Origin of the sequence: Protofrankia sp. Cas8 (assembly GCF_963555845.1) — a bacterium.
GTDB lineage: Bacteria > Actinomycetota > Actinomycetes > Frankiales > Frankiaceae > Protofrankia.
In genome coordinates, this window is sequence record NZ_CAUVXI010000228.1 from 1 (window position 1) to 1,403 (window position 1,403).

Below are 1,403 nucleotides of genomic sequence, written 5' to 3' on the forward strand. Positions count from 1 at the left end.
ATCCACGGAAATGAAAGTGACGTCCCTGAGAGTGACGTTCCGTAGATCTGCCTGGGTGAAATCAGTCCGTGCGGCGGCAAGATCGGACGCGATTTCGGCCAGATAGTCGGCGCGTCCACGATCGGCTACCAGCCCTGGATCATCATGGATGATCTCCAGCTTTGCCGCGGTAGCGGTGAAGTCTGCCAGGATCTCCACCACCTCGACCACTGTATCGAGGTCGAGATCGGCGAGATCGGCGAGGTCGAGGGTGAGGTCGATGGCGCGGGCGGGGTCTGTCAATCTAACGGCTCTGTCGCACATTCGGTGGTGACGATATGTAATCGAGACGAAACGCTGGGGAAGGAGCGGGCGAAGCCACGCAATCCAGGTAGTCGGCAGCGCTCTGATGTTCATGGCAGCGCGTCGAGCCCGCCCGCCACCCTCGGTGGTGACACCCCAAATGTCTGGAGTGTCAGGCGCATCATCATCCCAGTAGGTCGCAACAAATGTTAACCGTCGGTCACCACCGGAAGTGTGCCAGGGCCGTTATTTCTACAGGCCCGGCCTCGGCGTCGATCACGCGGTGCGCGGACGAAGCGCGATCCGGTCACGTAGGTCGTAGTAGCCGGCCCGATGCTCGGTCAGCAGTCGACGTCCAGGGGTCGACGTCCAGGGGTCGACGTCCAGGGGTCGACGATGCGATGAGTGCTTGATGAGTGCTAACGTTGAGAGCGCTCATCAAGCACTCATGAGGAAAGATGGTCAACGTGGCGGCAGGCAACGCGGTCAAGCAGCGTCGAGCGGAGCTGAACCTCACCCAGCAGGAGACGGCGCGGCGTGCCGACGTATCCCTGGCAACCTGGCGACGCTTTGAGAACACGGCAGGCGATATCAGCGCGTTGGACGGGTTCCGGATCGACAACCTGCAAGGGTTCGCGCGGGCACTGAAGCTCAGCGTCGCGGCACTGCGTCGGTTGACCGGTGCCGAACCCGGGGGCGAATCGGAGGCAAGCCAGGGCGAAGGGCCTGTCGTCGTCGACCGGCAAACGGTCGACGTCGTGCGGCTTTTCAACAGCTCGTTCAACGGCGACCCGCTCACCCCGGCCGACGCCATGGCACTGTCCACGACCGTCGAGTTCTCCGACTTCACGCCTACATCGGACGGCAGGCTGCACCTGGACAACTCGTTCAGCTACGAGTTCGCCGCCTATCTGAAGGGTGAGGCGACCATCCGAGACGTCGACCTGCTATGCGACCTGCCCGAACTGGCGCTCACCCAGGTCAACAACCACTGGCTGGTACGCATGGGCGAGCGCATCATGCGGATCGGCAGCGAGCTCGGAGAAGGACGCGTCCCCCGTCCGCAGTGCCTCGCCGACGAGTACGCGCTGTGGCTCGTCATCCAGAACACCGACCCCCCC

General features: G+C 63.2%; 1 protein-coding gene and 1 pseudogene. One reads left to right on the plus strand and one right to left on the minus strand.

The genetic code is table 11. The annotated features are described in order from the left end of the window. On the minus strand, positions 1 to 282 hold a 282-nt coding region (locus U9977_RS23220; protein WP_322751408.1), incomplete at its 3' end, for a hypothetical protein. 467 nt (positions 283 to 749) lie between these two features. Between U9977_RS23220 and U9977_RS23225 the strand changes: the two are divergent. Then, a pseudogene (locus tag U9977_RS23225) lies at positions 750 to 1,403 on the plus strand (helix-turn-helix domain-containing protein); the annotation flags it as partial.